At 59.8% G+C, this 25714-nt stretch carries 24 protein-coding genes and 1 tRNA gene; 13 read left to right on the plus strand and 12 right to left on the minus strand.

What is annotated here, in order from left to right:
- Window positions 1-339: 339 nt before the first annotated feature.
- The 5 genes from C4334_RS11170 to C4334_RS11190 form a co-directional block, all read right to left on the minus strand.
- A tRNA-Arg gene (locus C4334_RS11170) sits at window positions 340-416 on the minus strand.
- A gap of 266 nt (window positions 417-682) precedes the next feature.
- A complete protein-coding gene (locus tag C4334_RS11175) occupies window positions 683-1222 on the minus strand; it encodes an adenine phosphoribosyltransferase (RefSeq protein ID WP_352432190.1) in 540 nt (179 codons plus the stop codon).
- Between the two features lie 195 nt (window positions 1223-1417).
- Complete coding sequence (locus tag C4334_RS11180) at window positions 1418-1693, minus strand: acylphosphatase (RefSeq protein WP_352432168.1); 276 nt, start codon at window positions 1691-1693, stop codon at window positions 1418-1420.
- Between the two features lie 117 nt (window positions 1694-1810).
- Window positions 1811-4540: a hypothetical protein gene (locus C4334_RS11185; RefSeq protein ID WP_352432169.1), complete on the minus strand. Its 2730-nt coding sequence runs from the start codon at window positions 4538-4540 to the stop codon at window positions 1811-1813.
- 24 nt (window positions 4541-4564) lie between these two features.
- Window positions 4565-5329: a chlorite dismutase family protein gene (locus C4334_RS11190; RefSeq protein WP_352432170.1), complete on the minus strand. Its 765-nt coding sequence runs from the start codon at window positions 5327-5329 to the stop codon at window positions 4565-4567.
- Window positions 5330-5974: 645 nt separating this feature from the next.
- On the opposite strand from C4334_RS11190, the gene thrS reads away from it, so the two are divergent.
- From thrS to C4334_RS11240, 9 genes are all read left to right on the plus strand, one after another.
- Window positions 5975-7957, plus strand: a complete 1983-nt coding sequence (thrS, locus tag C4334_RS11195) for a threonine--tRNA ligase (protein WP_352432171.1) — start codon at window positions 5975-5977, stop codon at window positions 7955-7957.
- A gap of 108 nt (window positions 7958-8065) precedes the next feature.
- The gene (infC, locus tag C4334_RS11200; protein WP_352432191.1) at window positions 8066-8638 is read left to right on the plus strand and encodes a translation initiation factor IF-3; all 573 of its coding nucleotides are present in this window, start codon (window positions 8066-8068) and stop codon (window positions 8636-8638) included.
- A 71-nt stretch (window positions 8639-8709) separates the two neighbouring features.
- On the plus strand, window positions 8710-8913 hold the full coding sequence (gene rpmI / locus C4334_RS11205; RefSeq protein ID WP_352432172.1) for a 50S ribosomal protein L35: 204 nt from the start codon (window positions 8710-8712) through the stop codon (window positions 8911-8913).
- A gap of 12 nt (window positions 8914-8925) precedes the next feature.
- Entirely contained in the window at window positions 8926-9306 is a 381-nt protein-coding gene (rplT, locus tag C4334_RS11210; protein ID WP_352432173.1) for a 50S ribosomal protein L20, read from the plus strand.
- 10 nt (window positions 9307-9316) lie between these two features.
- The gene (gene pheS, locus C4334_RS11215; RefSeq protein WP_352432174.1) at window positions 9317-10420 is read left to right on the plus strand and encodes a phenylalanine--tRNA ligase subunit alpha; all 1104 of its coding nucleotides are present in this window, start codon (window positions 9317-9319) and stop codon (window positions 10418-10420) included.
- Window positions 10421-10452: 32 nt separating this feature from the next.
- Window positions 10453-12525, plus strand: a complete 2073-nt coding sequence (gene pheT, locus C4334_RS11220; RefSeq protein WP_352432175.1) for a phenylalanine--tRNA ligase subunit beta — start codon at window positions 10453-10455, stop codon at window positions 12523-12525.
- An 89-nt stretch (window positions 12526-12614) separates the two neighbouring features.
- Entirely contained in the window at window positions 12615-12896 is a 282-nt protein-coding gene (locus tag C4334_RS11225) for a hypothetical protein (RefSeq protein WP_352432176.1), read from the plus strand.
- Entirely contained in the window at window positions 12893-13270 is a 378-nt protein-coding gene (locus C4334_RS11230; RefSeq protein ID WP_352432177.1) for a cell division protein ZapA, read from the plus strand. The genes C4334_RS11225 and C4334_RS11230 overlap by 4 nt, the downstream gene beginning before the upstream one ends.
- A gap of 510 nt (window positions 13271-13780) precedes the next feature.
- Window positions 13781-14563, plus strand: a complete 783-nt coding sequence (locus tag C4334_RS11240; protein ID WP_352432178.1) for a TIGR00282 family metallophosphoesterase — start codon at window positions 13781-13783, stop codon at window positions 14561-14563.
- Between the two features lie 218 nt (window positions 14564-14781).
- Here the strand turns inward: C4334_RS11240 and C4334_RS11245 are convergent, their stop codons facing one another.
- The 6 genes from C4334_RS11245 to C4334_RS11270 all read right to left on the minus strand — a co-directional run bounded on the left by C4334_RS11245 (window position 14782) and on the right by C4334_RS11270 (window position 21484).
- Window positions 14782-15984 (minus strand): VWA domain-containing protein, encoded by a 1203-nt coding sequence (locus C4334_RS11245; protein ID WP_352432179.1) that lies wholly within the window; start codon window positions 15982-15984, stop codon window positions 14782-14784.
- Between the two features lie 665 nt (window positions 15985-16649).
- Window positions 16650-17411: a LecA/PA-IL family lectin gene (locus C4334_RS11250; protein WP_352432180.1), complete on the minus strand. Its 762-nt coding sequence runs from the start codon at window positions 17409-17411 to the stop codon at window positions 16650-16652.
- A 156-nt stretch (window positions 17412-17567) separates the two neighbouring features.
- Window positions 17568-17810, minus strand: coding sequence for an anti-sigma factor family protein (locus tag C4334_RS11255; protein WP_352432181.1), 243 nt, complete (start codon window positions 17808-17810; stop codon window positions 17568-17570).
- Between the two features lie 25 nt (window positions 17811-17835).
- Complete coding sequence (locus C4334_RS11260; RefSeq protein ID WP_352432182.1) at window positions 17836-18429, minus strand: RNA polymerase sigma factor; 594 nt, start codon at window positions 18427-18429, stop codon at window positions 17836-17838.
- A gap of 27 nt (window positions 18430-18456) precedes the next feature.
- Window positions 18457-18873 (minus strand): VOC family protein, encoded by a 417-nt coding sequence (locus C4334_RS11265; RefSeq protein ID WP_352432183.1) that lies wholly within the window; start codon window positions 18871-18873, stop codon window positions 18457-18459.
- 313 nt (window positions 18874-19186) lie between these two features.
- Complete coding sequence (locus tag C4334_RS11270; RefSeq protein ID WP_352432184.1) at window positions 19187-21484, minus strand: response regulator; 2298 nt, start codon at window positions 21482-21484, stop codon at window positions 19187-19189.
- Between the two features lie 286 nt (window positions 21485-21770).
- Here C4334_RS11270 and C4334_RS11275 point away from each other — a divergent pair, with 286 nt between their 5' ends.
- From C4334_RS11275 to C4334_RS11290, 4 genes are read left to right on the plus strand one after another with little or no spacing between them, the layout of a single operon-like run.
- Entirely contained in the window at window positions 21771-22184 is a 414-nt protein-coding gene (locus C4334_RS11275; protein ID WP_352432185.1) for a VOC family protein, read from the plus strand.
- Window positions 22181-23203, plus strand: a complete 1023-nt coding sequence (locus tag C4334_RS11280; protein ID WP_352432186.1) for an RluA family pseudouridine synthase — start codon at window positions 22181-22183, stop codon at window positions 23201-23203. Before C4334_RS11275 ends, C4334_RS11280 begins: the two co-directional genes overlap by 4 nt.
- A gap of 2 nt (window positions 23204-23205) precedes the next feature.
- Window positions 23206-23538, plus strand: coding sequence for a DnaJ family domain-containing protein (locus C4334_RS11285; RefSeq protein WP_352432187.1), 333 nt, complete (start codon window positions 23206-23208; stop codon window positions 23536-23538).
- The gene (locus C4334_RS11290) at window positions 23535-24446 is read left to right on the plus strand and encodes a serine hydrolase (protein ID WP_352432188.1); all 912 of its coding nucleotides are present in this window, start codon (window positions 23535-23537) and stop codon (window positions 24444-24446) included. Before C4334_RS11285 ends, C4334_RS11290 begins: the two co-directional genes overlap by 4 nt.
- Before the next feature lie 99 nt (window positions 24447-24545).
- Here the strand turns inward: C4334_RS11290 and C4334_RS11295 are convergent, their stop codons facing one another.
- Window positions 24546-25496, minus strand: coding sequence for an endonuclease/exonuclease/phosphatase family protein (locus tag C4334_RS11295; RefSeq protein ID WP_352432189.1), 951 nt, complete (start codon window positions 25494-25496; stop codon window positions 24546-24548).
- Window positions 25497-25714 lie beyond the last annotated feature (218 nt).

A 25714-nucleotide genomic window follows, 5' to 3' on the forward strand; every position in this document is an offset into this window, starting at 1 on the left:
GGCTTTATCCTCGCGTCCATTCCTTTGGGGATGCCCCTCATATTGAGGGGAGGACGTCACTATCCATCTAACGCGGCGCGCCGCCTAGCGCCGCGCACAAGGTAGGGCGCGCGCACGATGCGAACCGAATGCCTAGGGAGAGACTTGCCCTCTACCATGAAACCGGAGTCCGCTCCGGCGGACGTGCGGTCTCGTCGGCTAGGAATCCCTCATCTGCGAGACGTGGGGAGCGTCAATGAAATGATAAGCTTTTGAGTGAAGCTCTCGACCTGCAGGACACCCCAACGAGAATGATCTAAAGGCGTGGCTCGAAAGCGATCGAGCTTTGCGAAGGTTAGTTGGTGCTCCCGGTTGGACTCCAACCAACGACCTTCCGCTTAGGAGGCGGACGCTCTATGCACCTGAGCTACGGGAGCACTTCAAAGAAGTTGCACATAGCTTAGCATGGTCAATGCGTTCGTCGTCAATTCAGAACGCGCGATCGAAGCGAAAGAGTCGAGCGGAGCATCGATTGCGAAATCTCGGCGTCGTGAATTAACAGCGCCGCTCAGCAAGAAAAGTCCAGCGCATCGGCCACGAGAGCACCGCCGACATGCCCGGCAGCGAACACCGCGCCAGCGAGAAAAGACACAGGCTTCGGATGGGGATGAGAGCGCGTTCGATACGCGCTCGCCGACGCGCGTCACGATTGATACTTGATCAACGAGCGCACATCGTAACCATGGAGCTTCTGGCGCCCCTTCAAAAATTCCAACTCAATGACGAAGACCAAGCCGACGACTTTGCCGCCAAGCCCTTCGACCAAATCAACGACCGCTTTAGCCGTGCCGCCCGTCGCAAGCAGGTCGTCGGCGATGACGACGCGATGACCGTCACCGATGGCGTCGCGGTGTATCTCCAGCGTGTCTTGGCCGTATTCAAGTTCGTATGTGATCGAGGCGCGCTCGGCTGGTAGCTTGCGCGGTTTGCGCACGGGAACGAAGCCCGCTCCCAAGTGGTAAGCGAGTGCGGGCGCAAAGATGAAGCCACGCGCTTCAATGCCGACTACCGTATCGATTTCGGTCCCTTGCAGTTGGGCTGCCAATCCATCGACCGTGCGGCGCAGCCCTTCGGGGTGCTTGAGTAGCGTCGTGATGTCGTAGAAGATGATCCCCGGTTTCGGGAAGTCTGGAACCTCGCGAATGAGCTTCTTCAAATCCTCCGTTGAGGCTGTTTGAGTCATATCGGTCATCTTCCTTGCGCTCCTAATAGGATGTCGAGGGTACTCTAAATCGCTTCCGCCGTCATGACAGGCCGTGGGTTCAGACTTCTTTGCCGCGAAGAACTGCGAGAGTTGCTTGCGGCGTTCACGCCGAGGTGCCGTTTTTCAAAGAGGACTCAACCACCTGTCGCAATCGACCGCAGCTTTCGCTAGCCTTCATCTTTCGATCAAGAACGTCGTGTATTGTCCGGTCGGTTCGACGGCTTCCTCTTCGACCTTTTCGACCACGGCGAGCTTGGGGCCTGTTGCCAAATCTTTCTTGAGTCCTTCGATGCCGCTCGGCGTCCCTTCGGCCCACACTTCGACGCGCCCATCGGGCAGATTGCGAACGTAGCCTGTGACTTGATGACGGGCCGCCGCTCTTTGTGCGAAGAAGCGGTAGCCGACGCCTTGAACTTCGCCGCTGATGAGAAAACGTCGCGCAACGATCATGATGAGCCGAAGTCGGGAGCGTATGCTAAAAGAAATCAGCGCCAAAAAGCAAATCGCAAAGAGGTCTTTTACAGCGAGCACAATCACCAAACTTCGCGCAATCGCAACACGGTTCGATTAGGAACGCAGCGTGAGTTCGACGATGCGCAGATCTCCCGGTGGGATCTTGACCGCGATCCGACGCGCTTGGCGTTCGATTTCAAGCGGCGCGTCTTCGGTCCACTCGCGTGCGCTCAAGATCTCTCCCGCCTTCAGGCTGATTGTCGCCGTCTCTTCCGCACGACGATCCACTTGTGCAAGCCCTTGTTGTGGCTTAAAGACGCCTTCGTTGTTGATAAGCGTGATGACGAAACCACGCTGGGTGCGATTGACCAATTTCTGCACGTTGCCCTCGATGTGCACGGGCAAAGCATCGGACAACAAATGGATCAACAGATGAGCTGCAACGGCGGTCAATCTTTCGTCCACGCCGAGCAGGTCAGGAATGGCGCAGAAAATGACGCTCCCTCTCCCAAGCTGGTGGCGCGTCACGAGCGGATCGCCATTGGCCGCGCGCATCAGAACTTGGGCGCCATCAGGTTGTATGAGTAGGTAGCGGAAAGTTTGTCCGTTGAGATCAGCGCCATCGGCGAGCTTACAACTGGCTTCCTCCGCTTCGCGCTCTTCAGCCGACAGGCGCACACCGAGAAGTCTCGACGGCAAGCCTTCAACTTGAGCCGCATTGAGGAGGACAGTTCCGCCGCTTCTTACGTACTCTTCGAGTCTCTTCCCCCACGGTGCTGTCCACGCGATGCGTCCGCCGACGATGAGCGCGCGGTAGTTACGAATCGCTTCGCTGCCTTCTTCCGAGGCGACGAGCACATCGAAGATGTCGCCGAAGACCGATGAGACGAAGGCTTGGCGGTCGCCCGTCGCCGGTTCGCCCTCTACGACGGGAGCCGGAAAATAAGCGGCGGTGAAAAGCTCACGCAACGCGCGGTCAGTTCTGCTTATCTCGGCGACGCCGAAAGGTAGATGCGGATAATCAGTCATGTCCCAGCCATGCGCGGGGTCGAGCAGGAAGGCGACCGGAGTGTAGGGCACGCCGCGATCCGAATGGCGCTCGGCGAAGCGGATGAATTCATTTGTGATTCTGCCAAGCGGATTGAGTTGGAACGGATGCTCGCCCGGTCCGGGTTTGAAGAATTGATCGAACCCTTGCTCGAAGTAGATGGCCGAAACGCCGGCCATGTAGTAGTAAAAGAGGCTTTTGCGATACCAAGAGAGCGATGGTCCCATGGTCGCGCCATAGCGCGTGTGAAAGAAGAAATCCGGTCCGGCGAAGTTCTGCTGTTTGGTGAAGGTCGTCGCCGTATCGCCGAAATTCGGGGCATGATAGTAGAGGACGTTCGCGCCGTACTGACGCGCTGCTCCGCGGGCGAAGGCCAAGCGCATGGCGAAGATGGGTTGGACGGCAGCCGTTTCCAAGCCGATGATGCGGCAACCCCAACGCCCGAGCGCGTGGGCGTAGGCTGTGCTAGAAGTTGATTGGGCCGCGATCAGATGCGTCCACATCGGGCCGGTGGGCGAATGGAAGAGAGTCTCCCACTTGTTTTCGAGCGCTCGGGTATAGGCCCGATGATAGGCTTCGAGCATAGCGCGACGCGGCATCGCCGGTTGAAGCACGAGCCGTTGCGACACATCCCCCCAGACATGACCGATGCTTTCGCCCGAGATCCAGCCGATGAATTGATTGCGTAGTTGGCCCGTCAAAAGGCGCCAAGCTGCTTGCCCTTCCTGTGCGCTCATCTGCGCATTGCCGTAGTTGATCAATACGGCGAAGGGCGAGCGCGTGTCGCGTAGGTATCGGAGAAAAGCGCTCCCCTCGCGCAAAAGCGTAGGCAAGTCGTTGATGTAGACCACGGGCGCGATGAGCGGCGACGAGAAGATCGGCACGTCGCGCGCGCCCTTGTACTTGGCGATGAATTCTTCGAGCGGTTCAGCATGAAACGGATAGAGCGGTCGTTCGGCAGGCGGACGCTCGTAAAGCTTCCAGAATTCGGGCGAGATGTTCCACGGCATGAGAAAATCCCTGCCAGCGATCAAGGGGCGTTGCCAAGTTGCAGGCACGGGCGGGCGGGGGTCGCCAACGATCAACGGCGTTACTCGAACGGGCCGCTCGGCCCACTGGCGAAGCACGCGGAAGGCAGGGAAATCGGGTTTGCGCCGCCCTTCGGGGCGAAAGGCGAGATCGTCAGTCAGAAGGAAGCAATCGACATGGCGTCGCGCTTCGGCCTTCTTCTCGATGTCGAGGTAGAGCGTCGCGGCCCCTTTTTCAAGCGTCGCTTCCGCGCCATCCCAAACGAAGGCCCAGCCCCAGTACATACTCACCTCGTCGTGCGCATCTAAAAGGTCGCGCGCGCCGAATTCATGGCGGAAGGCTTCGCGACCGCCTTGGACGAGGCGAACGGTGAAGTTCTCCGTTTTTCTGGCCCAGTCGGCGTAGCGCACCCATAAGTGATAGACCCCACTTCGAGGGATCTCCAGCTCTTGAGCTAGCGTCGCACGATCCTCATCGGCGCTTGCCGCCACCGAGTTCCATTCGCTCTCGCCGCCTTGCGACCATTCGGCTGAAACTCCCGGACCGTTGATCCCCCAACCGGGAGCTTTAGCGCGTGGCGGATCGATCCACGAGGGATTGAGCACGGGTTCGTTGCGCGCGTCGCGCGTCAGCCCACGCATGTTCTCGGTCTCGTACCAAAGGTAGGTGGGGCCGTGCGGCGCAACTGCGCGAGGACGAGCCGCGCTCGCGCCGCACAAGACGAAGACGAGCAGCCAGAAGCTCGCTGTCGGACGAAGGGTTTCCAACGCTGAACCTTGCCCTGAAAAGACTCAGCCGATCTCGTCGAGGATTTCGTTCAGCGCGCGCAACCGACATGTGTACATCGGCGTGTCGCGCAACGTGTACATGCTCGCTTTGGTCTCACGTAGGTCTTGAACTAAGTCGAGGAAATCGGCTGGTTCGTCCGTTTCAAAGGCGACGACGAACTCTTGATCGTCGAGTCCGAAAGAATAGGTCGTGTTCAGCTTAACCGATGGGTATCTCGACCCGACGCGGATGTGTTCGTCCATCATCTCTTGCCGTTCATCGAACGGTAGCGCATACCACGCGCGCGTTTTGACGAACGGATAGACGAACAGGTATTTCGCCTTGCCGGGGATGATATGAAGACGATCTTCGACGTGCTCGGGGTTCTCTTTGTCCATGTAGATGGACCGTTTGGTCATCGAAAGATATGATTGCGCCACTTCCAAATGTCGCCCGAGCGCGGTGCGATTGATGCGCGCGCTCATCTCTTGAAAAGGATCGAGTTCGTAGCCGATTCGCCAGATCATGAAATCGGCATCGGTGCGCAATCCGATCAGCGAATAAGTCTGAATGATGAGCTGCCGACGAAACTCGTCCACCGTGTTGATGAACTCCCGCTTGGCCTCTTCCTTGATCCGTTCATCGAGCAGCCGCCACTCTGGGCGAACGTGGTAAAAGGCGAAGTTGACGAACTGGCGTCGTACGGGAGTTTGACCATCTTCCGCACGGCTGCTGCGCTCGGAGAGCCTCAATTTGGCCTGTTCGTGAGTCGCTACTTCGGTGCTCATTTCGTTCTCCTTTTCGAATTTTCGTTGTCGCTGCGGCGCGCGGGCAACGCTCTGTAGCGCCTGCCGTCGTCGGTCCTGCGTTTGTCGAAGGCGTCGTTGCCGCAACGGTGCGACTGCCGCGCCGTCAAGTTATCCGAAGAGACCTTCGACGCGCGACCGAGGCGATCAATCGAGAACCAGTCGGCCTCGACGCAAGCGCCCTCGTCTGTGGCTGAATTGTCCGCCCCGGAATTCTACCACGAAAGCGCGCCGAAAGGCTGCTGCGCAAAGAAGGATCAAAGAGGGATGAAGCGAGATCGAGAGGGGCCGCAGAGGATCAACCTCCAGCGGTGGCGCGCGCGCAGAGACGCAATTGCGCTCGTAAGCGGCTTTGAAAGAGGCGTAGGGCCGACAAAGAGGTTGCATCTATAGCGCCTTGATGGTAGCATTTGCAATTCGATCTACGGGTGCGGCAGCAACGCTCGCCGCTCGAGACTTCCGGCGTGGAGCTTTGCGAAGTCCTTTTGTCGGTTGACCCGCTTGGCAAAAGGCGCTTGCGTCGGGCTGATCTGATGGATCGAAGATTCAATTCGTAGCGAAAAACGAGCCTGTGGTCGCGTGAAGAGAAGCGCTTCGCGCGGGACCATCGTTTGTTCCAAGTCGCCGATGGGTGAAGTGAACGTTCAACTCAATAGCGGCGCGCCGACTCGGTTGGAAGCGCCGATCACAGTTATCGATGCCCTGCGTCGGCTGGACCGGGAGGCAGCCAAACGCGCGTTGGCGGCTAAAGTCAATGGGCGCGAGGTCGATCTCGACTTCGAGTTGAAGCCGAACGGCACGGACCCGGTCAGGATCGAGCCGATCCTGCCGCAGACCGAAGAAGGGTTGGAACTGCTGCGCCATTCGACGGCGCATCTATTGGCCGCCGCCGTGCTCGATCTTTTTCCGGGGACCAAACTCGGCATCGGTCCAGCCCTGCTTGACGATCCGCGCGGCGGCTTCTTCTACGACGTGATCGCTCCGCGTCCGCTCACCGAAGATGATTTGCCGCTGATCGAAAAGCGGATGCGCGAGATCGCCAAGCGTAACTTCGCTTACCGGCGCGAGGAGATCACGAAAGCCGAGGCGTTGCGCATCTTCGCCGAGCGCGGCGAGCCTTTGAAGTGCGAGTTGATCGAAGAGAAAGGCGGCGACGTGGTGAGCGTCTATTACATCGACGGCACGCCGTTCATAGACTTCTGCACTGGTCCGCACGTGCCCGATACGGGCAAGCTGCGCGCCTTCAAACTGCTTTCCATCGCCGGAGCCTACTGGAAGGGCGACCCTGCGCGCCCGCAGATGCAACGCATCTACGGCATCGCTTTCTTCACGCAAGAAGAACTCGACGAGTGGTTGCGTCGACGCGAAGAGGCTGAGCGACGCGATCACCGTCGCTTGGGGCGTGAGCTCGACCTCTTCTCGATTCAAGAGGAGTTCGGACAGGGATTGATCTTTTGGCATCCGAAGGGCGGCATCGTGCGCAAGGAGATGGAGGATTACTTGCGCGCGGAACTGCTGCGGCGCGGCTACAGCCTCGTCTTCACGCCGCACATCGCCAAGCGCGGATTGTGGCAGCGAAGTGGGCACGAGGAGAATTATGCGGAGTCGATGTTCTCGCCTTTCGAGTTCGAAGAGGTTGAGTACCGGCTCAAACCGATGAACTGCCCGTTCCACATCGGCATATACAAGTCGCAGCAGCGCTCTTACAGGGACCTGCCCATCCGGTACGCTGAATTCGGCACCGTCTATCGCGCGGAGCTGTCGGGCGTGTTGCACGGCTTGTTGCGCGTGCGTGGCTTTACGCAAGACGATGCGCATATCTTCTGCACGCCGGAGACGGTCCGCGATGAGATCATCGGCTGCGTGGACTTCGCCTTCGATCTGTTTCGCACCTTCGGCTTCGATAAGTTCAAGGTCGAACTCTCCGTGCGCGGCGACGACGCGAGCAAACACTACTTGGGGACGCCGCAGGAATGGGAACGAGCCGAGCGAGCGCTGGTCGAGGCGCTGGCCCAGCGGTCCATCCCTTTTGAACGCATGGAGGGGGAAGCGGCCTTTTACGGGCCGAAGATTGACATCAAGGTGGAAGATGCCATCGGCCGATCGTGGCAGCTCTCCACCGTGCAATTCGATTTCAATTTGCCGGAGCGGTTCGGCCTCGAATACGTCGGCGAGGATAATCGTCCGCATCGGCCCGTGATGATCCATCGCGCGTTGTTCGGTTCGATCGAAAGGTTTTTCGGCGTGCTCATCGAGCACTATGCTGGAGCCTTCCCGCTTTGGCTGGCGCCGGTGCAAGCGGTGGTCTTGCCGATCACGGATCGCGTGAACGAATATGCCGAGAGAGCGACGCGCGAGCTGAGGGAGGTAGGCCTGCGCGTCGAAGCGAACACGCGCAGCGAGAAGATCGGTGCCAAGATCAGGCAAGCGCAGTTGCAGAAGGTTCCGTTCATGCTCGTCGTCGGCGATCGCGAGGCCGCGGATGAAACGGTTGCGGTTCGCGAACGGACGCGCGGCGACATCGGCGCGATGAAACTGCAAGAGTTCAAAGAGCGCGCGCTCCAGCTCGTGCGGACGCGCGCCGTGGATAACGAGATGGCGAAGCGGTGACGCTTTGCAAGTGATTGGCCGGGCGCTCGAAGCCCACAACAAGGAGGTGACGCTATAAGCAACGGTTACCGAGGTCGCGGACGCGATAACCGAACGCCAGCGGCGCGCATCAACGAACGCATTCGCGTGCCGGAGGTGCGAGTCATTGACGAAGAAGGGAAGCAACTCGGCATCATGCGCACGCGCGAAGCGTTGAGGCTCGCGCAAGAGCGCGGGTTGGATTTAGTCGAGGTGGCTCCGACGGCTAGTCCGCCCGTCTGCCGGATCATCGATTACGGCCGGTTTCGATACGAGGAGAAGAAAAAGGCCGCGCAAGCCAAAAAGAAGCAGGTCGTCATCAACGTCAAAGAGGTCAAGTTCCGTCCCGGGACGGACGAGCACGACTACGCCTTCAAAATGAAGCACGCGCGCGAATGGCTCAAAGATGGCGACAAGGTAAAAGCGATCATCTGGTTCCGTGGGCGAGAGGTGACGCACCGCGAATTGGGCGAGAAGTTGCTGCAGCGGCTCGAACAGGATTTAGCTGAGGTCGGCGAGGTCGAAGCTCGTCCGCGCATGGAAGGCAATCAGATGATCTCGGTCTTCGCGCCGAAGAAGCAGAAGGTGAGCAAGGCTGACAAGAGCGCACAGCAGAAACAGGCCCCTTCCGGCGACGAAGAGGGCGCAGCTTCGACTTCGTAGCGAGAAACATGGCGGCATCCCGAATTTCGTGCCGGGGCGCACACGCCAACACCTAGAAGGAGCAAGCAATCATGTCCAAACTGAAGACGCATAAGGGCGCAGCCAAACGCTTTCGTTTGACCGCCACGGGCAAGATCAAGCGCGGTCACAGCCACGCGCGTCACATCTTGACCAAGAAGAGCAGCAAACGTAAGCGCCACTTGGATCTCGATACGCTGGTCGATAAAACCGACGTCAAGCGCATCAAGCTGATGTTGCCATACGGACGGGAGTAGCAAGGAGGAATCATGCCTAGAGCTAAACGTGGAAGCAAGCGCCTCGAACGGCGCAAGAAGATCTTGAGCCTCGCCAAAGGTTATCGCGGAACGAAGTCGAAGCTCTATCGCTCGGCCAAAGAATCCGTCGAGCGCGCGCTCCAATTCGCCTACACGGGGCGCAAACTCAAGAAGCGCGACTTTCGCAGCCTCTGGATCGTGCGCATCGGGGCGGCGGCGCGGTTGCACGGGCTGAATTACTCGCAGTTCATGCACGGGTTGAAAGTGGCCGGCATCGCGCTGGATCGCAAGTCGTTGGCTGCTTTGGCCGTCAGTCACCCGGAGGCGTTCGCCGAACTGGCCGGCCAAGCGCGCACGGCGCTCAAACAAAAAGCTGAACGCGCCGCCGCCTGAGACTGGTCCGATGAACGAACTTCACGACGCGACCAAGATCGATCCGACGCTCTCGATCTCAGCAGTGCGCGAAGCGTTCGAGCGCGAGTTCGAACGCTTCGCGCGTCTGGCAGAGCGCGGCGACGCGCTCCCTTTGCGCGAGGTCGAGCAAGCGCGACGCGAGCTCAACGAGCTGAGGGCGCGGCATACAGGGCGCAAGAGCCCGCTCGCCGCGCTCAAAAAGCAGATCGGGCGCGTGCCAGCGGAGGAGCGCGCTTCTTTCGGTCGAAGCGTGCAGCGTTTGGAAGCTGAGTTGAGCGAGCGACTCGGTGCGGTCGAAAGCGTGCTTTGCGAGGTCGAGGCACGCAAGCGAGTCGAACTCGAGAGGCTGGACGTGACGTTGCCCGGTCGGCGACCGCGTCGCGGCCATCTGCATCCGATCACGCTCTTGCGCCAGCGCATGGAGGATATCTTCGTCGCAATGGGCTACGCGGTCGAAGATGGGCCGGAGATCGAGACCGATTTCTATAACTTCGACGCGCTCAATATCCCGCCCACGCATCCAGCGCGCAGCGCGCAAGATACCTTTTATACGGCGGATGGACTCGCTTTGCGCACGCAGACCTCGCCCGTGCAGATCCATGCGATGCAGCGGCGACGCCCGCCGCTGCGCATCATCGCGCCGGGCAAAGTCTTTCGCCGCGACACGCCGGACGCAACGCACAACCCGATGTTCTTTCAGATCGAAGGGTTGCTCGTTGACCGTCACGCGACCATGGCCCATCTAAAAGGGACCATCGCCGAGTTCGTCCGACGCATGTTCGGGCCGCACACGCGGACGCGCTTTCGCCCCTCTTACTTCCCATTCACTGAGCCGAGCGCCGAAGTCGACTACAGCTGCTTCGTTTGCGATGGGCACGGCTGTCGCGTTTGCAAAGGGGCGGGCTGGATCGAACTCGGCGGTTCTGGCATGGTCCACCCCAATGTCCTGCGAGCTGTGGAGATCGATCCCGAAGAGTTCTCCGGTTTCGCTTTCGGCCTCGGCATCGATCGCATGTGCGCGTTGATGTATGGGCTTGATGACATTCGCCTGCTCTATGAAAACGACGTGCGCTTTCTCGAACAGTTCGCTTAAGGTTTCGATCCGATCGTTCCGAGAGCTTCTCCATGTTGATTCTTTACAACTGGTTGCGTGAGTTCGTTGAGTTCGATCTAGCGCCGCGTCAATTGGCCGAACGCTTGACCATGATCGGCCTTGCCGTCGATGCCGTGCACGAGCGGGACGAAGATGCGATCCTCGAACTGGATCTCACGGCGAATCGTCCCGATTGCCTCTCCCATCTCGGCGTGGCGCGCGAGGTGGCCGCGATGGTCGGCGCGACCCTCAAAATGCCAGCGGTGCGGATCGCCGCGCTTTGCGGCCACATCGGCGAACTGGTCTCGGTCGAAGTCGAAGAGCCTCAGCTCTGTCCGCGTTACACAGCGCGAGCCGTGCGCAACGTGCGCGTCGGACCATCGCCGAAGTGGTTGACCGAGCGTTTGCAAAAGCTCGGTCAGCGTCCGATCAACAACGTCACCGACGTGACGAACTACGTCCTGCACGAACAAGGCCAGCCGCTCCACGCTTTCGATCTCGACCGGTTGCGTGGCCAGCGGGTCGTCGTGCGGCGCGCGCGTGCGGGCGAGAAGATCTTGACGCTCGATGGCATCGAGCGCGAGCTTGGGGCGGAGATGCTCGTCATCGCCGATGCGGAACGGCCTGTCGCCGTCGCCGGTGTAATGGGCGGAGAAGAGACCGCCACGCACGCTGAGACGCGCAACGTCTTGATCGAGAGCGCTTATTTCGATCCGCTCTCAGTGCGGAAAACATCACGCGCGCTCGATCTGCACACCGAATCGTCGTATCGCTTCGAGCGCGGGGCCGACCCGGAAGCGGCGTTGCGCGCACAAGAGCGTGCCGTAGCGCTGATCTGCGAAATCGCTGGCGGCGAAGCGACTGAAGATGCGATCGATCTGTATCCGCAACCGATCGTGAGGCCGCTCATCTCGCTGCGCCCAGCGCGCGTCGAACGGCTCACGGGTTTGCAGGCGACGGTTGAACAGATCGTCGCCATCCTCTCGGCGCTCGGTTTCCAAGAACGCGTCGTGGAGCGCGAGCGAATCGAGGTCGTCGCGCCGTCGTGGCGCGTCGATGTCGAGCGCGAAGAGGATCTAGTCGAAGAGGTCGCGCGCCATCTCAGTTACGAGCGCATCGCGGAAGCGTTGCCTGCGTCGAGCACCGTTGGCGAACATCTGCCGGGCGAGGAGAGGAGGCGCGCGGCGCGGCGCACGCTCGCTACGCTCGGTTTCGATGAGGCGATCAACTTCAGTTTCATCAACGAAGTTTACGAACAGGATTTCGTGCCGTTGCCGACCCTCAGCGAGGGGAACGCGCAGTTTGTCATCGTGCGCAACCCGATCATCGAAGGGGCAACGCTGATGCGCGCGAGCTTGATCCCGGGCCTGCTCGAAGCCGTGCGACGAAACTTCAATCAAGGCACGCGCGACGTCCGTCTCTTCGAGTTGGGCCACGTCTTCGCGCGCGCCTCCGCGCCGGGCGCGCGTCCATGCGAGCGCGAAAGCTTGGCGCTGGTGGCAACCGGCGCGGCACTAGAAGAAGGGCGCGCCGCAGCCACGCGCCAGCTCGATTTTTATGACGTGAAGGGGGCGCTCGAAGCGGTGGTGGATGCGATGAACGCGCCGCCGCTGGAATTCAAACCGGCGCCCGTCGCTCACTTGCGCGAAGGGCAAGCGGCGCAGATCCTCTTCGGCGACGAAACGATAGGCTTCATTGGACGATTGGCGGAAAAGGTGGCCACGCGCTTTAAATTCAAGCCGCCGGTTTACGTCGCCGAACTCGACTTTCAACGCTTGTTGGAAACCCCGCCGCGCGCTGTGCGCTACGCCCCCTTGCCGCGTTATCCGGCGATCGTGCGCGATCTATCGCTCATCGTCGAAAGGCGCGTTGCGTGGGCTGACGTGCGGCAAGCTATCGGCGAGTTGAATCTAACGCCTCTGCGTCGCATCGAATTCGTCGACGCTTACGAGGGGCAAAGCGTGCCCGAGGGATACCGTTCGCTCACGTTGCGCTTGGAGTATAGAGCTGACGATCGCACGTTGCGCGACGATGAGGTGGACGAGATGCAAGAGCGTGTTTTGCGCGGGTTGCATGAAAGGTTCGGCGCACGCTTGCGCCAGTGATCGCGCGGAAAGATCCCGTCTTGCGCTCGACCGACCCTTGGACGCATAATCGAACGCCGAAGAATCCAAATCCTCTTCGGGGAGAGACGATGGTGGGACTGACGGGACTCGAAAAATTCTCGCATCTGGAAGACAAGATCTACCGCACCATCGAATTGACCAAAGCGTTGCGGCAGGAGAAGGAGAATCTGGAGCGTGAGCTTGCCGCCTTGCGGCGCGAGATGGGCAATCTTCTGAGCGAAAAGGAGCGGCTCGAAGCGCAGGTCGAACGGCTTCTTGCCGAACGCGACACGATCCGCATGAAGGTCGAAGCGATGCTCGATGCGATCTCGGTGCTCGATCCTGAAATCGTGGAGCAGGTGCGCAGATGAACGACCGGAGCAAGATCACCACGGGACGCGGCGCGGATCAAACGCCGACGATAAAGGTCGAAATCTACAACCAAGTCTATAACATTCGCTCCGATGGCGATGTCGAATACGTGACGAAGTTGGCGGAGTTCGTCGATCGGCGCATGCGCGAGATCTCTTCGAGCACGCTCACGGTCGATTCGCTCAAAGTCGCTATTCTAGCCGCGCTGCACATCGCCGATGAACTGCACCGCTTGAAGAAGCTTCACGAGCAAACGGACGCGCAATTGGCGGCGCGCAGCGCCGAATGCGCCGAAATGCTCGACCGCATCCTCCGTTGGAAACCGGGCGGTGACCAACAGAACGACACGCCCACCGGCTTTGCGATCTCCTGAGGATAGTTCGCGCTGCGTCTTGTAACCCAAAGGTCCAACGCTTCTGCGCCGAGCGAGACGCGCATATCGCGCTGTCGGAAGCCACACCGGCTGATCCACTGCACGTGCGTTTCTCGGGCAGCGTTTGCTTTGAGGTGATGAACGCTTGTGCTACTATTTCGAGTGCGAAGGGAGCGTCTCTTCTGCGGGGCGCGTTACCGATTCCAATGATTGAGCCAACGCCGTTGAAAAGGGAGACCGATGCCGCTTGCCAGTGCTTTCCTTCAATGTCAAGGAAGTGCCAGAGGCGGCGGCTGTGCTAAAGGTCACCCACCTGTCTGTTGCAGGTTCAAATCACGGCTTCGGGACGGCTTCTGCGGATGGCTCCCTTCGATCAAGAAGCCCGTCGCCATGACCAGCGATGGGTGTTCAGAGCGCGTTCAGCAGATTCCCTAGAGGTTTCAACAAAGAGCGCGTTCCGCCGAAAGAGGTTCGTCGGAGCGCGCTTGCGTTTTTAAGGGGCGATACGGCATGAGGATCTTGGTGATCGGCGACATCGTTGGGCGGCCTGGAAGAACCGCCGTGCGCGACCGCGTGCAGGACTTGCGCGAGCAGTACCAGGCGGATTTGATCGTCGCCAACGTCGAAAATCTCGCCGGCGGCTATTCGGTCACTCCACCGCTTGTCGAAGAATTGCTCGCCGCTGGCGTTGACGTGATGACCTCCGGCAATCACATCTTCGATAAGCGCGAAGCCATCGATTACATCGCACAACAGCCGCGTTTGCTTCGTCCGGCGAATTACCCGCCGGGAACGCCTGGGCGCGGCATCTGGACCGGCGAGATCAAGGGCACACCGGTCGCTGTGATCAATCTGATCGGGCGCGTCTTCATGGGCCCGGCGGATGATCCCTTTCGCGCTGCCGATGCGATCTTGCACGAGTTGGATCAAACTATTAGAGTGCGGCTGATCGATTTTCACGCTGAGGCGACGTCGGAAAAGTGCGCGCTCGGTTGGTATCTGGACGGGCGCGCGTCGGCGGTGTTCGGCACGCATACGCACGTACAGACAGCCGACGAGCGAATTCTGCCGCACGGGACAGCCTACATCACGGATATCGGTATGACCGGAAGCCACGCGGGCGTGATCGGCATGGATCGAGATGATGTGATCGCGCGCTTTCTCACGGTCACGCACCGACGCATGGAGAACGCCAAAGGCGACGTGCGCATCTGCGGCATCGCGCTCGACATAGACGAGACCACAGGGCGCGCCCGCGAGATCACACGTCTCGCGCTTCGGCATGAACCGTGAGCCTCGCGCCGATGACGGCGCTTGGGAAAGCTCGGCGTAGCCGAACGCAGCTTCGGAGAGGTTAGCCAGACGCCGCACGCTATCGAACATCCATCTTTCGTCTGACGAAAAGCGGAAGGCAAAAGATCAATTCTTCGCGCGCAGCCCAAGGATGGGACGCGGAAAGGGGATTCCCTTTCCGCATCTTGATGTCGGCGAGCTGTAAGCACCGTTTCCGCTCAACCTTTGGGCGCGATGTAATAGGGCCGGTGCTGCACGACGTAATCTTTGTCGTCGAACTTGCCGTCGCCATCGACATCGACCTTGACGACGATCTTATGTTGCTTGCCATCGCGTTTGCCGCTCGGTTTGAATCCCAAACTGTACTGGTTTCGCAGCAGCGCGTCGATCGACTGGAGCACGCTCGGCAGTTCGCCCTCGAACGTCACCGGGAAGTAAGCCCCGCCCGATTCTTTGGCAAAGGTGTTAAGCGCGTTTTGCGCTTGCAGGAAGGTCAATCTACCGGGGAAGCCGGTGATGTAGTCGGTCGGTTCCAAATAGTCGCCGTACTTCTTGAAAAAGAGGTTGCCGGTTCCGATGACGTAGATCGGCACGCCGGCGTTTTGGATGACGCGCCGCGCTTCGTCGTAATTGATCTTGCTGAACGTGTCGATGCCGGAACTGACCAAGATGACGGCGCTACGCCGTCCTTGCAAGGAGGCCAAGCCAGCATATTCCATCGTCGCTTGCTTGCTGTTTTCGAGCACCACGGCGTCGCCTTTGCCGCCGATCAGCGTGAACTTCAACGCATCGAAGAGATTAGCTTCGCGCGACGCCGGAAAGTTGCGCAGCAGCAGGTCGATCACCTGCCGTATGCGCCCCGGGTCGTTGGTGAAATCGGTCAGTGGCGTCGGACGCATGTCGTAGGCGATCACCGACACGTAGTCTTCCGGTCGGACGAACTGCGAAAGGAAGATCGCCATTGGGCGCAAAACCTCGTAGCGTCCCGGTTCGAACCAGTTGCCGCCGAGCGCATCCGTTAACTTGCTGTATTCGAGCACCATGACGACGGTGATCGGCGCTTCCGGCGTGGCGAAATTGCTGATCTCGCGCTGCACGCCATCTTCGAAGATGGCGAAGTTCTCCTTCTTCAAACCGGTGATGATCTTGCGCGACTTCTTGTGATAGACGACCGCGTCAACGTTGACCAAAGATGCTTCGACTTTGATCGTTTCGGCCCCATCCGGTTTGCCGATGATGTCCTGCGGCGGGGCTTCTTGCGGTTCGCCGGTTTGCGGCTGCACTCCGTCGGAGCGCTTGTTCTTCTTCTGCGTCGGCGCTGGCGGGACCCGGCGCGCTTGTCCCAAGGCGTCTGGCGGAAGCGAGCCAGCGAGCAAAGCGAAGACGGCGATGCTGGCAACTAGATAGCGGGAGATGTTCATGGCTCGTTGCTCCAAACAAACCGAGATCTGTTCCGGCCTTGCGAGCATGTTAAGCCTCGCCTGCACGGCGGGTCAATCTCCTTCGACCATTCCGGAACTGAAAATTAAGATGCGCCGAAGCCCGCTTCGAGGTGTCTTAGGAAACGGCTTGACGTCGGATGAATGGTCGTTCGGTCAAGTGATGCAAAGCCTCCGCTTTGGGCGTACAGGGTAGACCTCGCGCGGCGCATCGAATCTTCCCTTCGCCTTTCAAGAAAAGGTGAACTCTTTTTGTCAAACGCGCCGCCGAGAGTGAGGGGCGGCTGAGGGCAGTGAAACGCGCGGCTCGCTCAAAATACTCGTTCGATCCATCCGACGATGACCGTTTCGAACTCGTCGTGCGGGCGACACGCGCGATCTGTTCGAAAAACTCGTTTGACTCCATTTCCGCTCAAAACAAAGAGCTGGAAGCATGAAGTGACACCGTGACAGCGCTGATCTCCCGATGAGGCGGATGAACGAGGCGCTCTCCCATTCGACGGCGGCATCCATCTCTTGGCAGCCACAGAGCCGCACCGCTGGTCGGGAAAGAGCGCAAACGCCTTTCCTTCGATGCCGCGAAGCGCGAAAGCCGTTGCGATGATGACTACGCCAGAGACCCCAACCGTGTTGCAGCGGGTTGAATGCTAGCGCGCAGCCGCCGGTGGGACTTCCGCTTCGACGACGACATCGAAGAATCCGGAGTTGTCGTTCAAATTCCCTTCGTTGACGCCGAGAAAGAGCACGCCGTCGCGTTGCGCGCGAAACTCTCGTTGCCTGCCGATGAAGATGAAATCGTCGTTATCATCGCCGATCACGGCGATCAGCGCGCCCGTCGGTTCATCGCGCATCAACTTATCGCGGTCCGGCAGCGTCGGGATGCCCGCCGGAGATGAGAAGACGTTGTTGCCGAGCGAAACCTGCCCGGTTGCCGTGATGCGCAGCAGTTGGCCGCGACGCACGACGAGTCCGCTGTTCGTCCACCCGTTGGCGCGGTTATCTGCTGAAACCTTGACGTTGAGGCGGATCCAGTTGTTTGCCGCAGAACCAGCGCGCGTTGGCGTCGAAGAGGCGACGGGTTGCGGTGCGGTGCTCGCGGTGCGCGTCGGTTGCGCTGGCGGCGCAGTTGGCGGTGCAGCGGTCGAACCGCTCGTCACATCGGCAGCGTTCTGTGCCGAGTCGAACTCGATCGAATCAACGTCTTCCATATAGAGCATCATGCGGCTCATGCGCCCGCGCGCTCCGCCGCCGACGAGAACGACGAACTGCTGATCGCGAAAGCCGATGACTTGGCCACGGATCACCGTGCCGTCTTTGAGCCGGATGGTGTCGGCTAGGACGGTTGGCATCGCCAGTGCGATGCCGATCAAGGCAGGTAGCGTTCTTTTCAAGAGTCGGTTCACGTTCATCGGAGTCTCCTTGAGCTCTCTTGGTCGCGGCGCGGCTCGGGGGGAGCGTGCATCGTCTCAACCGTTGATGAGAGCGTCCCGCGCATTGGTTGCTTCGCCGCGCTCAAGCGAGAGGTTGACGCAACAGGCTGAAACCTATGTCGGTCGCCCCGTGAATTAGTGCGACGAGCCGCGCGCGGCGCACAGGCGTCGCCAGAGCGCATCTTCGTCCGGAAAAGCGATGGTGTCCACGGCATCGCACAACGATTGAGCTGTCTGGACGATGAGCAACATGTCGTGGAACACGTCGGCGCACGGCGGACAAGCTTGCAGGTGCGCGCGAACTTCGAGCATCTCGATCTCTTCGAGCGTGCCAGCGTGATATTCGCTGAGAAGTTCCAGACTCTTCGCGCAATCCATGGTCGCTCCCTCCCTATGATCGGGGTTAATTGTGTGCCGCTTCTCGGGCTTGTTGGCGGATCAGGTTGCGCAGTTTCAAGCGCGCTTTGTGCAATTGCGATTTCGAGGTGCCCGAACTCGTGCCCATCATACGCGCGATTTCGTCGTGATCGTAACCTTCGATGTCATGAAGGACGAAGACCGTGCGATAACCGGGCGGAAGTTGGGCAATGGCTTTTTCGAGCGCGATCCGGTCGATGATCGGCATGCGACTCGGGTCTTCCGTCCCTTGAACGATTTGAACGGGCGTTTCGCCCTCTTCGGTGGTCTGCTCGCTGCGCGTGCTTTTGCGCCTCAAGTGCATGAGCACCTGATTGACGGTCATGCGATGGAGCCACGTCGAAAAAGCGGACTCGCCGCGGAAAGTGCCGATTTTGTTGTAGAGGTTCAAAAATACTTCCTGCGTCAAGTCTTCGGCTTCGGCTGGATTGCCGAGCATGCGCAGACACAGGGCGTAGACGCGGCGAAAATGTCGACGGTAGATCTCTTCAAAGGCTGCGGCGTCGCCTGCTGCTGCGCGTCGCGCAAGCTCCAGATCGGTCGGTTGTTTTTGAAACTCTTTCACCGCCAAGCCTTTCATCGGCAGGTTCCGTCGCGTGCCTCGCCGTCATTTGGCGAAGATCTGCGTCCGGTCGGCAAAGGCTTTGAATTCAAGCGCGTTGCCGCTCGGATCGAGCAGAAACATCGTCGCTTGTTCTCCTGGCTGACCGCGAAAACGGATGTACGGTTCGATGATGAACTTCACTCCGGCGCGGCGCAAACGTGCGGCCAGCTCGTGCCACTCCTCCATCGTCAGGATCACGCCAAAATGTGGCACGGGCACATCATGACCATCAACGGTGTTCGCATCAAAGATCCCCGTTTTGTCGGGGCTGAGATGGGCGACGATCTGATGGCCGTAGAGGTTGAAATCAACCCATGTGTCACTGCTTCGTCCTTCGTCGCAACCGAGCACGCCGCCGTAGAAGGCGCGCGCCGCTTTGAGGTCGTGCACGGGGAAAGCCAGATGAAACGGGTGGTCCATCGTCATCTCCGCCATTGAAAGTTCAACAACCGCTCCGTTTGCGGAATGTTACCAGATAGATCGCGCCGAAAGCTATTCTCGGCAAAACGAGATGGGGACCCTTGCGCACTGATCGTCAACGGCGCCCTAACGACGACGCCCTGTTCTCGGCAAAACGAGAGGGGAGCTTTGGCAAAAGCGTGGGTTCCCCATGCCGAAGGAAGTCGAACATGCGGTTCAACTCGAAGTTCGGGCGGGGACTCACAAGAACGTTTCACGGCGCTGGCGGAGGGCGAGCGTCTGCAGGTGCAACCGGGGCTGAGATCCGTCTGATTCAGGCGGCAGAGGGCGGCGATTCATCCAACGTCTCGCGCACCTTGCGAGCCAGCGTTTCGGGCGTGAACGGCTTTTCGAGAAAGGGGACGCGCTCTTCGAGTAGATTGCGGCGCAGGGTCTCGTCGCCCATGTAACCCGAGGCGTACAGGACGCGCATGCGCGGACGAAGCTTTCTCGCCTGTTCGGCCAGCTCGCGCCCGCTCATTTGCGGCATGACGACATCTGTTACCATCAAATCGATGGCGCCGCGGTATTCGCGGCAGAGGCGCAACGCTTGGCTCGGATCGGCGGCTTCGAGCACGATGTAGCCGAACTCTTCGAGCGTCGAGCAAGCCATCTTGCGCACGCTCTCTTCGTCTTCCACGAAGAGCACCGTTTCGGTCCCGCGCGGAGTGGTGATGGAGGTGGTTTTCTTTTCGTATCTGGTTTCGCCGTCGGCAGCGCGCGGCAGATAGATCCTAAAGGTCGCTCCCTCGTCAGGACTGCTCTCGACAGTGACGAATCCGCCGCTTTGTTTGACGATGCCGTAAACGGTGGAAAGGCCGAGTCCCGTTCCGCGCCCTTTCTCTTTGGTCGTGAAGAACGGCTCGAAGATATGCTTTTGCGTTTCGGCGTCCATGCCGTGGCCGGTGTCGCTCACTTCGAGCATGACGTACCGACCCGGTGAGAAGAACGGATGTTGCCGTTGGAAGGCTTCGTCCACTTCGACGTTCGCCGTGCGGATGAGGAGTTCGCCGCCATCGGTCATCGCATCGCGCGCGTTGACCACCAGATTGACGATGACTTGTTCGATTTGGCTCGGATCGGCTTTGACGAGCCAAAGATCGGGCGCCAATTCAAGCCGAAGCTCGATGTTCTCGGTGATCAACCGTTGCAACATCTTGCCCATGTCTTCGACCACTTCGTTGATGTTGAGCGTCTTCGGTTGGATGATCTGTTTGCGGCTGAAGGCGAGCAATTGGCGCGTCAGATTGGCCGCGCGTTCCGCCGACTTTTTGATCTCCGCGATCTGTCGGCGCACCTTCTCGTCCTCGGGCAGACGGCGCAAAGCGAGATCGGCGTAACCGATGATGGCCGTCAAAAGGTTGTTGAAGTCGTGCGCCACGCCGCCGGCAAGCCTGCCGATGGCCTCCATCTTTTGCGCTTGTCGGAGTTGGTCTTCGAGTTGCTTGCGCGCTGTGATGTCGCGGGTGACGCCGACGATGGATGATGGGTTACCTTGCGCGTCGCGTTGGAGGACGAAGATGGAATCGGCTGCGCCAGCGAACCCGTCTTTGCGTATGAAAGGCAGTTCGCCTTCCCACCGTCCTTCGGCCAAGACCTTGTGGCAGATTTCGGTAACGAGCTGTTTGCTGAGCGTCGGCATGCAAAGAAGGCTCAGTTTTTGTCCGAGCACCTCCTGCTTGGCGTAGCCGAAGATGCGTTCGGCAGCCGGGTTCCAATCCGTGATCCTCCTTTCGAGATCGAGGATGACGACCCCGTCATAGATCGTATTGAAGACGAGCGCTTGACGTCGCAGCGCTTCTTCAGCGCGTCTTCGGTCGGTCACATCTTTGGCGAGCACGAGGTTGGTTTGTCGCCCGTTGAGTTCAAGAACGTACGAGTCGATTTCGACTTCGATGATGGTGCCATCTTTGCGCCGATGACGCCAGATACCGGAGCGATGGTGACGTTGATTCGAACCGACGATGTACTTGACGCGACTGATGAGCGCTGGGATGTCTTCACGCGGCCGAATGTCGAGGATCGTCATGCTAAGAAATTCTTCGCGCGAGTAGCCGTAGTGGCGCACCGCCGCTTCGTTCACGTCGAGAAAAGCGAGCGTCTCGAGATCATAGACCCACATCGGCAGCGGGATGTTTTCGAAGAGCAGGCGGTAGCGCATTTCGGATGCGCTCAAGGCTCGCTCGGCGCGGCGCTTCTCGATGAAGAGCGCGACCTTGGCGAGAAGCAGGCGCGGATCGTAGGGCGCTTCGATGTAGTCAACGGCGCCGGATTGCAACGCTTCGACCATGCTCGGAACGTCTTTGCGAAAAGCGCTCAGCAACAGGATCGGCGTTTCCTTCAGGCGTTGATCGGCGCGGATCGCGCGGCAGAGTTCGATGCCGTCCATGTCCGGCATGGCGACATCGCTGATGATCAGGTCGGGCGTATGTTGACTCAAAAGTTCGAGCGCTTCATGCCCGCCCAGCGCTTTGAGGACCGCGTACCCTTCTTGTTCGAGGAGGAATCCCGTCACTTCCAGTTGATCGGGAAGATCGTTGACGAGTAAGATGAGGCCCTTTGCGCTTGACATGTTCGATCTCCAACGTTGCAACTCCGTCTCGATCTGTGAGCTGCCGACGCTTGTGACGCGCGACCAACTCGACCCCCTGAACCTTATCGATGAGCAAGAAATGCCGAACCTGCGGACGCCCGAGGTTGCGTTGCTGAGCGAGAAAGTTACGGCATTTCGTTCGCTCTCGTCAACGATTTTTCGGGGAAAGGGGAGAGCCGATCTTAGGCGTGAAGCGGTTGTCAAAAGGCTTGGCAGCGGACGCACCCTTCGTGCGAGAATAGCTTCTGCGATGGTTCGAGAAGAGATGGCACCACGCGGCGTGTTGGAGACTTGCCTCTACGCAGACGATCTAGTAGAGGCCGAACGTTTCTACGGCGACGTGCTCGGTCTTAAGCTGATCGGGCGCGAAGCAGGTCGCCACGTCTTCTTTCGTTGCGGACAGGGCGTGCTTTTGATCTTCGATCCGCGTCGGACTGGCACGCAAGAGACCAGCGTCGGTGGAGCGAAAATCCCTCTGCATGGAGCGTACGGAGCTGGTCACGTCGCCTTCGCTGTGCCCGAAGAGGAGTTCGATGCGTGGCGCGAGCGGTTGGCGCGCTGTGGCATCGAGGTGGAATCAGAGGTAAATTGGCCGCGCGGCGGCAGGTCGCTCTACGTACGCGATCCGGCCGGGAACAGCGTCGAGCTGGCGACGCCGCACATCTGGGGGGTGTTGTGAGCGAACGGTCTTCGGTTGAACAGATCAACGGCGCTTTCATGCGCGAAGCTGCAAGCGCTCCTGCGGTCGTCGAAAAGAAGGTCGAACGACAAACCGAAAGACTGCGATTCGAGGTTGGACCGGAGAGCGAACGACAACGACTAGATGAGTTCCTCGCCGCGCGCATCGGCTGGCTTAGCCGATTGCGGATCGCCAAACTGATCGCCGCTGGAGCTTGCCTTGTGAACGGCGAGGCGGCTAACTCCGGTCAACGCCTACGTCGCGGCGATGTCGTGCTCTTTGAACCGGGAGAGTGGATTCCGAATGCGGCGACGCCGGAACCAGCCCCGCTCGAGATCGTGCACGAAGACGAAGACCTATTGGTGCTCATCAAACCCGCTGGCATGCTGGTCCACCCGACGCGCAACGTCAAAACTGGCACGCTCGCCAACGCGCTCGCTTTTCACTTGAATCAGCGTAGGGGGACGGCGACGGATGGGGAAACATCCGAGCCGGCGTTGGTCCGGCCCGGACTCGTTCATCGCTTGGACCGAGCGACATCCGGGTTGATGGTCGTCGCTAAGAACCAGCGCGCTTTAAGCGCTCTCGCCACACATTTTCAACGACGGCTCGTCAAAAAGCGGTATCTTGCCCTCGTGCATGGGCAAGTCGATCGAGACGAGATGGTGATCTGCGCGCCCATCGGACGCGACGAAGAAGCTCGCCCGAAGTGGCGCGTCATGCAAGGCGGGAAAGAGGCCGAAACGAGACTGCGCGTCGTCCGAAAAGAAGGCTCTTGGACGCTCGTCGAACTGGAGCCCGTGACCGGGCGGACCAATCAGCTGCGCATACACTGCGCGCACATAGGCCATCCGATCGTCGGCGATGATTGGTACGGTCCTGCGGACCAGACTTCGCGCCTGTGCTTACACGCTGCCGAACTGGGCTTCCATCATCCGCGCGACGGGCGGTGGGTTGAGTTTCGCACGCCTCTCCCATCTGACATCGTCGAAATCATGGAGCTTTTCACGTCGGAGTGAACATGGGGCTTGAGAAGATCATCGAAGAACGAATCAAAGAAGCGATCGAGCGCGGCGAGTTCAATGATCTCGTCGGCAAAGGCAAACCGCTCGATCTCGCTCCTTACTTTCAGACGCCGGAGGATCTGCGGCTCGGTTACTCCGTCCTTCGCAGCGCGGGCTTTCTGCCTGAAGAGGCGCGTCTGCTCAAAGAGGTTGAAGGATTGCGAGAGCAGCTAGCGCGGGCCGAAGACCAAAGCGCGCGGACCGAGCTTGAGCGGCAGATCGCCGATAGACAAGCGCGATACGCCATGCTCATGGAGCGCCGCCGCCGACGCGGCAGAAAGCTCGAATGAAAACGGAAAGGCAACGCCGCATGGGACTCAGAGGTTTATTCACGGCTTTGATCGTGGTGGCTTGTGCTTTCATTTCAGTTCGCGGAGATGAACTGCAAGGGCGGATCGAAGACCTGATCCGCGCGAGCGGGGCGGAAAGAGTTGCCGTTGCGCTCGTTGACCTCGAAACCGGACGGCGATTGTTGATCGACGCCGACGCAAGCTTTCACGCCGCGAGCACGATGAAGGTTCCCGTGATGATGGAGATCTATCGTCAAACCCGCCAAGGCAAACTGACGCTCGACGAGCAATTGCTCATCAAGAACGAGTTCCGCTCCATCGCTGACGGTAGTCCATACAGCCTTTCGCCGGAGGATGATTCAGAGAAGACTTTGTACGAACGGATCGGGCAACGGGCGACGGTGCGCGAACTGGTCCATTTGATGATCACGGAGAGCAGTAATCTGGCGACCAACCTTTTGATCGAGCGCGTCACGCCCGAGCGCATCATGGAGCTGGTGGAAAGCTTGGGCGCTCATGGGATGCGCGTCTTGCGCGGCGTCGAAGACGGCAAAGCTTACCGTCAAGGGCTCAACAACACGACCACCGCTCGCGCCCTCATGTCGCTTCTGCAGGCGATCGCCGAAGATCGTGCCGTCGATCGAGAGGCCTCGGAACAGATGCGACAGACGCTTCTCGCGCAGAAGTTCAACGAAGGGATTCCAGCCGGGCTGCCGCCGACGGTGCGGGTCGCGCACAAAACGGGTTCGATCTCGGGCGTTTACCATGATGCCGGCATCATCTACGCGCCCAATCGGAAGCCTTACGTCTTGGTGGTCTTGACGCGAGGCGTCCAAGATGAGAAACGCGCGCATCGCTTGGTCGCCGACATCTCGCGCGCCGCTTACGAAAGCCTCGTCAGGCGATGAGCCGCGAGCGAAAGATCGGCGCTGTCACCATCGAACGCCGATAGCTGCGCTGTGGCGATAACTTGAGCGGCGAATTGCGCGCAAACGATTTGCGCAGGTTCAAGGCAGGCGGAGTTCGGCCCAGACGGGCCAGTGGTCCGAAACGCGGCGCAAAGCCCTCGCCACGCCCCACCGCACAACATCCAAACCACGGACGAAGATCCAATCGGCGTGAAGCTTGATCGGGCCAGACCGCCACGTCGGCGTTCCCGTCGGTTGCGGCGAGCTGAAGCCGTGCTCTTCGAAGAGCGCGCGCGTGGTGCGGCAGGATTCTTTCGACAGCGTATTGAAGTCGCCGAGGATGATGGCCGGGCATGAAGCGGCCCGCTCTTCGACTTTGGCGAGCACGGCGCGATGCTGGACCAGCCGGTCGCTGGTCGAAGCGTGTGGATCGATGTGCACGCAAAAGATGAAGATGGGGAAATCGCGCCAGATCAACTTGCCGGCGAGCGCAAGACGCGGTCGCCAAGCGCACTCGAACCATGGGAGTTCGATGCGTTCGAGATCGCGCAACGGCAGGCGGCTGAGAAGCGCGACGCCCGAATCACCATCATCGTCGATTCCGATCTGCTCTTCGAAATCCAAGTACCATTGACGCGGTGCGGGCAGGACTCCGCGCGGCTTCGCCATGGCTGCGTGCGCGTAAAACATGCCGAGCGCAGCGGCTAGTTCGCGCGCGATGTGATGCCCGCCAGCGCGGCGCGTTGCTTTGTCAGCTTCTTGCAATGCGATAACGTCGGCGCGCGGAAGAAGCCTGCCTTCGGCGAAAGCGCGCGCGGCGAGCGCGATGTTGCGCGCGATCAGCGCCGGTCTTCGCCGGGCGTTTCTCATTCCGAGGCGGCGGAGAATGCCGCCCGAGATGAGTCTTTGCCCGACGCCATACCTGATGTTGAAGGTGGCGACAGTGAATGTGGCCGCACCGGAATCGGCCTCTGCTGTTGAGAAGTCATCCTGTTCAATGCCGTGCGGAGCGCTGATCGCTTTTGCGGCGACGAGATTCCGCCCTTGCATAATGGTTCGTCTCTACGGCTACCGTTCTGCAACTCATAGACAAATGTCTCACGACACCTATCCGTTTGCTTCCTGCTTCATCCACCGGCACCGGCCTTGCGGCCTGTAACTTCCGATGTCCACAGGCGTTACTTCCCGCCGAACTGGCGGTAGCTGTCCGGCTCGTGACGTCCTCCCCTCAATAAATTGAGGGGCATCCTTGTTCAGGATGCACGCAG

The organism is Pyrinomonas sp., from assembly GCF_040289685.1.
Taxonomy (GTDB): domain Bacteria; phylum Acidobacteriota; class Blastocatellia; order Pyrinomonadales; family Pyrinomonadaceae; genus Pyrinomonas.